This window comes from Synechococcales cyanobacterium T60_A2020_003 (genome assembly GCA_015272205.1).
Lineage (GTDB): Bacteria > Cyanobacteriota > Cyanobacteriia > RECH01 > RECH01 > JACYMB01.
Window position 1 is genome coordinate 1 of record JACYMB010000260.1, and the last position, 6214, is coordinate 6214.

Consider the following 6214-nt stretch of genomic DNA (forward strand, 5'->3'; position numbering starts at 1 on the left):
CGGATTCCCGGTGGGGGCGATCGCTCTCCTGATGTCGCCTGGGTGGAAAAATCCCGATGGGACGCCCTCACTCCCGACGAACGACGCAAGTTTCCGCCCCTTTGTCCGGATTTTGTGCTGGAACTGCGATCGCCCAGCGATAACCTCAAAACCGTTCAGGCGAAAATGCAGGAATATCAGACTAGCGGCGTTCGGTTAGGATGGCTGATCAATCCTGAGGATGGGCAAGTGGAAATTTACCGACCCAACCAACCCGTTGAAGTTCTACAAACCCCCAGCGAACTCTCCGGCGAATCGGTCTTACCCGGCTTCACCCTCACCCTAGACTGGCTCTGGTCATAAACCCCACCCCATCACTCCCCCACCCCATCACCCCCATGACGGCGTACACCATCGACCTCAGCCCGATCCTCACCCTCACCGCAGACCAGTTCGACCGACTGTGTGAGGCCAACCCAGATGTCAAATTTGAACGCACTCCCGCAGGAGAACTGGTGATTATGTCGCCCACAGGCGGAGAAACCGGGAAAACCAACGCAGAATTGATCATCGATTTTGGGATTTGGAATCGTCAGGCGAAGCTCGGTATCGTATTTGACTCCTCAACCTGCTTTCGGATTCCCGGTGGGGGCGATCGCTCTCCTGATGTCGCCTGGGTGGAAAAATCCCGATGGGACGCCCTCACTCCCGACGAACGACGCAAGTTTCCGCCCCTTTGTCCGGATTTTGTGCTGGAACTGCGATCGCCCAGCGATAACCTCAAAACCGTTCAGGCGAAAATGCAGGAATATCAGACTAGCGGCGTTCGGTTAGGATGGCTGATCAATCCTGAGGATGGGCAAGTGGAAATTTACCGACCCAACCAACCCGTTGAAGTTCTACAAACCCCCAGCGAACTCTCCGGCGAATCGGTCTTACCCGGCTTCACCCTCACCCTAGACTGGCTCTGGGCATAAGCCCCACCCCATCACGCCTTTACTCCATCACTCCTCCGCCCTAGACTGGCTCTGGTTGTAGGCGATCGCCCCATCCTCCCTTGAACCTCTAACCTTTTCTAAACTCGACCATAGGCAGGGTCTATGGGAAACCGCTTTAGGTTCCTCAAAACCTGCGGTAGGGTATTGATAAGGAGATACCGATCGAAGTAGGGTGTGTTAGGCCAAATCATTTGCAAATCGCGGATGATGCTTAAGCCAATCCTCTACACCTCCACTGAACGACCTCATTGAAAGGGACAGACGCAATGGCAGACGAGACTACTCCAAAAGCAGACGAACAAGCGACCGAGAAACCACCTGCAAAGGCCGCTGGGGGGGAAGCTGCCCCTGCCGCAAAAGCAAAGAAAGAAAAGCCACCTGCTGTTGAAGACAAGCCGTTTCCCGAATTCATCAAACAGGACTTCATGCCTGCCGTGAAGAACGCGATGGCTAAAGAGGGGATAACGGATTTATACCTCGCCTTTGAAAATCGTTCCTATCCCATTCCTGGCTTAGTGACCGATCCTTGCTGGCAAGTAATTGGTCAGTTGAACGGTGGACGGCGTCAGTTCATCATCGGGTTTTCTAAGGAAGATATTGCCGCACCCAAGTTTTTCTGCTCTGCCGATAGAGGCTCAACCCCCAGTGTTCTAGAGTCGTTCATGATTGACGAACGCAAAGTCACGCTGGATTTGATGGTACAGTACACCCTGCAACGGCTGAACGGTCAGAAGTGGCTAGTACGCAACTAAGCCTTCCCTAACAATCAAAAAACGTCGTGGAGAGTCAATCCCTTCACGACGTTTGATCTATGGGTCTATTAGCTTTGCTCTGATACCGTTTCTCCCAACATTGGGCTATAGATGTCAACGCCTAACCTAGGGAATGACACGGCTTTTGTAACTCAAAACTTAAACCTCAAAACTGAGAACTGGTACAATCACTGGATCTGGCCACGTTTTGTATCCGATACGATGGACTGAATTCCTTCAACCGTTGCCGGGATGCTCTTAGGATCCATAAACATCACCTTGCTGCTATCGCTGGTGCCAATCTTCGTGCCCATGTCGATATAGTGCTGAGCCAGCAAGAACTGGAGTGCCTCTCTCGCCGAGGGATCAGTCTTGAGCATATTCGCCACAATCTGAATCGATTCTGCGGTGGCCTGAGCTTTGAGCACCTGTTCCTGACGGAGTGCCTGCGCCCGGAGCACGATCGCCTTCTGTTCCGCTTCCGCCGCCAGGATCGATGCCTTTTGACTCGCCTCTGCTTCTAGAACCTGCGCCTCTGCCCGACCCCGTGAAGAGTTCACCGCCGATTCCCGTTCCCCTTCAGAGGTTAGGATGGCCGCCCGTTTGCGTCGTTCTGCCGACATTTGCAGTTCCATGGAGTCCTGCACCGCCTTTGAGGGAACGATGTCGCGCAGTTCCACACGGGTCACTTTGACGCCCCACGGATCGGTGGCGGTATCTAGTTCGCGCAGCAGGACTTCATTAATTTCTGATCGAGCGGTAAAGGTTTCGTCCAATTCCAGCTTGCCCATCTCGGCACGGATTTGGGTCAGCACTAGGTTCACCATCGCAGTCTGGAGATTTTCCACCTTGTAGTAAGCTTTCTCCAAATCCATAATCCGCCAGTAGACCACCGCATCTACGGAAATGGAAACGTTGTCGCGGGTGATGCACTGCTGAGGCGGAATGTCGATCACCTTTTCCCGGATGGTTTCCTGATACACCACCCGATCCAGAAAGGGAAACAGGAAGTTAATGCCCGGTTCAAGCTTCTTACCGCTGTATTTGCCTACCCGTTCCACCAATGCCGCGTTTCCCTGGTTCACGATGCGAACGGAACCCGCCGCGACGGAACCGCCAAACGCAAGCAGAATTAACAAGCCAAATAAATTACCCATCGGACTATCTCCATATAAAGGTATGAATGAGATTAAGGAATGGTCAAAGCTCAGAGTTTTAGCTGAATTACTGAATGGCCTTAATCGGCATCACGAGGAGCGTATTTCCCCGTCGGCCTACCACGTAAACGGCTTCGTTGGGGGCGATCGCCAGTTCAGGATCATCACAGCGGGCTTGCCAGGAATTGCCTTCATACAGGACGCGCCCAGGCATTCCCGCCGGAATTTCCGTTAAGGTCGTCGCATCAGTAGCGTCGGCGATCGCCCGTGTATCTTTACTTGTGGGCACAAAGCGACGCACCAGAATCGTAAAGACGACTGATAGAACTAGCCAAATCGCGATCTGAATGGATACTTGGGGAGCCACAAGAGCCACTGCCGCCACAATCAGCGCACTTAGGCCAAGGGTAAATTCAATAAACGCCGTCGGCAATACAAATTCCATCAAACAGAGAATGACGCCGACAATAAGCCAAAGGAGGGACAGTGACATGATGTCTATATAAAATTCCTTACCCCCAATCTAGCCCAGGGATGCTGAATCCCTTGGGATAATCGGCATATTTTCAAGGTTGGACGATGGGACAGGTGTACTCTATCAGTAGCCATCACGAGTTTAAGGTTAAAGGTTTTTCGCAATTTTCTCGCTTCGGGAATTTGCCTGGTATGATCAGGGGCTAAGTCCTACATTTAGGGTTGTACCGAGGAAGCCAACGCTATGACCAGTCCGACCTTTGCTATAGAATGCTCCAATGCGGAATGCCGCAATTCCGAAAATAAATTTGGTCAGCGCCTGTGTCGCGGCTGTCGTAAGCCCCTCGCCTACCGCTACCTGTGGGCAACCGGGTACGGCGCAACTCTTCTCGAACCGGGAACCCTGGTGGGCGATCGCTACATGGTTATGGCTCCCCAGGTTTGGCTGGATTGTACCCCAGGGCGATCGTCCCTTGTGGAAGACAACGCTATTCCCGAAGCCGCCCGTTCCTACCTCCAGTTGAGCGATCAGCACGTTCATATCCCCCAGGTGTACGATGTTGTGTCCCCCATCAATAGCGCCCGCCCAATTCTGCTGCTTGAACGTAGCGCCATTGATCCCTCAGGTCACCCCTATCCCTCATTGCAATCCGCGTGGAGCAACGCCTCTCCGGTGCGTCAGGTGTCCTGGCTGTGGCAACTGTTGCAGCTTTGGACACCGCTGAAGCAGGCCGGGGTTGCGACGAGTTTGCTCAACCCAGCCAATCTTTACGTGGAGGGCTGGCGGATTCAACTGCGGGAATTGCTTGGTGATGGGGGTAATGAAACCGCACCCACGCTAGCCGATCTCGCTGCCCTTTGGTTGCCCTGGACGGATACCGCTCAGCCTACGGTAGGGCAACCGTTACGCGAGGTTTGTCTACTGATGCAGCAAGCAGTAACCCCGGCGCGGGTGCCTGTGATGGCAGGCGCAATGGCGGAATGGGAACCTTCTGCCGTTGCTCAAGCTGCTGGTGTTGAATACCCCAGGGCGATCGCCCAGCAGCTCAATCGCATTCTGCTGGAGCAAGCGAGCCAACTTCCCATCAACCTCAAGATCGCCGGAGCCACCACCACAGGACCCCAACGCACCCACAATGAAGACACCTGCTACCCCAACACCCTCAGTGATGTTGATGCCTCTCTCCCCGATGATCTATTGCTGATGCCCCGCTTGGCGATCGTCTGTGATGGCATTGGGGGACATGCAGGAGGTGAAGTCGCCAGTCAACTAGCGGTGCGATCGCTCAAGCTGCAAGTGTGTGCCCTGTTGACTGAACTGGCCGAGCAGGCCGAAGTGCTAACTCCAGACCTGATCACCCAGCAACTAGAGGCGATCGTTCGGGTGACTAATAACCTGATCACTAGCCAAAACAACGAGCAAGAACGCAAAGGTCGCCAGCGCATGTGTACCACCTTGGCCATGGGGCTGCAATTGCCGCAGCAAATCCTGTCGCCGGGTGGAATTAGTAACGGACACGAACTATACGTTGTGAACGTTGGGGATAGCCGCGCCTACTGGATTACTGCTCACGCGTGCCGTCAGCTTACGGTGGATGATGATGTAGCGTCGCGGGAAGTGCGCCTCGGTCGTGCCTTGTATCATCAAACGTCCACCATTCCTAACGCCGAAGCCCTCACCCAAGCCCTGGGTATGAAGGATGGCAGTGCGTTGGCTCCCCATGTCCAGCGCTTGGTGATTGAGGAAGACGGTATTTTGCTGCTTTGTTCTGACGGTCTTAGTGATGATGGCTGGGTGGAGGCGTTGTGGGAACATTCCAGCAAGCTGGTACTCAAAGGCAAAATGTCCCTGGAAGCAGCGGTGCGATCGTGGCTGGAACTGGCAAATCAGCGTAACGGAAACGACAACACTTCGGTGGTGATGATGCTCTGTCAGGTTGGATCGCCCCAGCCAGAGTTGCTCAACGTTGAGGCGTTTGATCCTCAAATTGAGAATCTCTATGCGTCCTCCAGTGGGTTTGATGATGAACTGTCAGAAGCCTCTAAGGCGCTGCTGTACGGCGATGAGGTAGATGCTGCTGGTGCAGTAGAACAGCCCCAAGCAGAACGACCAATCAAGCTGTGGATGGTGATTCTTGGCGTTATCCTTCTTGGCTTTATCACGGGGGGAGTTGGAATTTTGGCATGGCGATTCTTAAGCCCAACGAGCTTCCAACATACCATTGAGCAGGTGCGTCCGGAATAGCAGCGAGGATTTTGCGAAGCGAGCGTCCATAATAAGCAAATTGCCCATCAGAAAAGCTGATGGGCAATCTAAGCACCAGTGCCAGATCCATGAGTCGAGAGAATCTATTTGCTATTACGCATAGATGACAATCCCCTGAGCAATAGAAGTAGACCTAGACCCTTACGATGAATTACCAAAGAGCACGAACAGGCTCAGGAGCGGGAGCGGGTGCAGCCGCAGGAGCGGGAGCGGGTGCAGCCGCAGGAGCGGGAGCGGGTGCAGGTTCAACAACTTCCGTTTCGATAACTTGGGTTTCAACGGTTGTTTCTTCAACGGTGACTTCGCTTTCGACTGTGCTTTCAACAGTCTCGCTTTCCATCGTTGCCTCTCCTTCGATGACGGTTTCGCCTTCCATCATGGTCTCTTCCTCAGAGACTTCACCTTCCATCATCGTCTCTTCTTCGACAACGGTTTCACCTTCCATCATTGTTTCTTCTTCAAGTTCATACTCTTCAAGAGTTTCCCCTTCTGCTGTTGCCTCTTCCTCTTCGGTGTAGATGACGTCTTCCTTGAGCTCGACTTTATCCAATCAGGCGGCATGGCAGAGTAACTCGGTCCAGGTGTCGA

Annotated in this window: 7 protein-coding genes; 4 read left to right on the plus strand and 3 right to left on the minus strand. The window is 53.5% G+C overall.

Annotation, left to right across the window (positions count from 1 at the left end):
* The 3 genes from IGR76_12880 to IGR76_12890 form a co-directional block, all read left to right on the plus strand.
* The coding region (locus IGR76_12880) for a Uma2 family endonuclease (protein ID MBF2079373.1) at positions 1-342 on the plus strand (342 nt) is incomplete at its 5' end.
* Between the two features lie 35 nt (positions 343-377).
* Positions 378-956: a Uma2 family endonuclease gene (locus tag IGR76_12885; protein ID MBF2079374.1), complete on the plus strand. Its 579-nt coding sequence runs from the start codon at positions 378-380 to the stop codon at positions 954-956.
* Positions 957-1243: 287 nt separating this feature from the next.
* Positions 1244-1729: a DUF2996 domain-containing protein gene (locus tag IGR76_12890; GenBank protein MBF2079375.1), complete on the plus strand. Its 486-nt coding sequence runs from the start codon at positions 1244-1246 to the stop codon at positions 1727-1729.
* 188 nt (positions 1730-1917) lie between these two features.
* On the opposite strand, the gene IGR76_12895 is transcribed toward IGR76_12890, so the two are convergent.
* Positions 1918-2886, minus strand: coding sequence for an SPFH/Band 7/PHB domain protein (locus IGR76_12895; protein ID MBF2079376.1), 969 nt, complete (start codon positions 2884-2886; stop codon positions 1918-1920).
* A 67-nt stretch (positions 2887-2953) separates the two neighbouring features.
* Positions 2954-3379, minus strand: a complete 426-nt coding sequence (locus tag IGR76_12900; GenBank protein ID MBF2079377.1) for an NfeD family protein — start codon at positions 3377-3379, stop codon at positions 2954-2956.
* 225 nt (positions 3380-3604) lie between these two features.
* On the opposite strand from IGR76_12900, the gene IGR76_12905 reads away from it, so the two are divergent.
* The gene (locus IGR76_12905; GenBank protein ID MBF2079378.1) at positions 3605-5605 is read left to right on the plus strand and encodes a protein phosphatase 2C domain-containing protein; all 2001 of its coding nucleotides are present in this window, start codon (positions 3605-3607) and stop codon (positions 5603-5605) included.
* A 172-nt stretch (positions 5606-5777) separates the two neighbouring features.
* Here the strand turns inward: IGR76_12905 and IGR76_12910 are convergent, their stop codons facing one another.
* Complete coding sequence (locus tag IGR76_12910; GenBank protein MBF2079379.1) at positions 5778-6176, minus strand: hypothetical protein; 399 nt, start codon at positions 6174-6176, stop codon at positions 5778-5780.
* Positions 6177-6214: the final 38 nt, after the last annotated feature.

Bases quoted from the DNA above. Each gene is read 5' to 3' on its own strand.
- IGR76_12905 (MBF2079378.1), top strand. From the start codon at position 3,605: ATGACCAGTCCGACCTTTGCTATAGAATGCTCCAATGCGGAATGCCGC.
- IGR76_12900 (MBF2079377.1), bottom strand. From the start codon at position 3,379: ATGTCACTGTCCCTCCTTTGGCTTATTGTCGGCGTCATTCTCTGTTTG.
- IGR76_12895 (MBF2079376.1), bottom strand. From the start codon at position 2,886: ATGGGTAATTTATTTGGCTTGTTAATTCTGCTTGCGTTTGGCGGTTCC.
- IGR76_12890 (MBF2079375.1), top strand. From the start codon at position 1,244: ATGGCAGACGAGACTACTCCAAAAGCAGACGAACAAGCGACCGAGAAA.
- IGR76_12885 (MBF2079374.1), top strand. From the start codon at position 378: ATGACGGCGTACACCATCGACCTCAGCCCGATCCTCACCCTCACCGCA.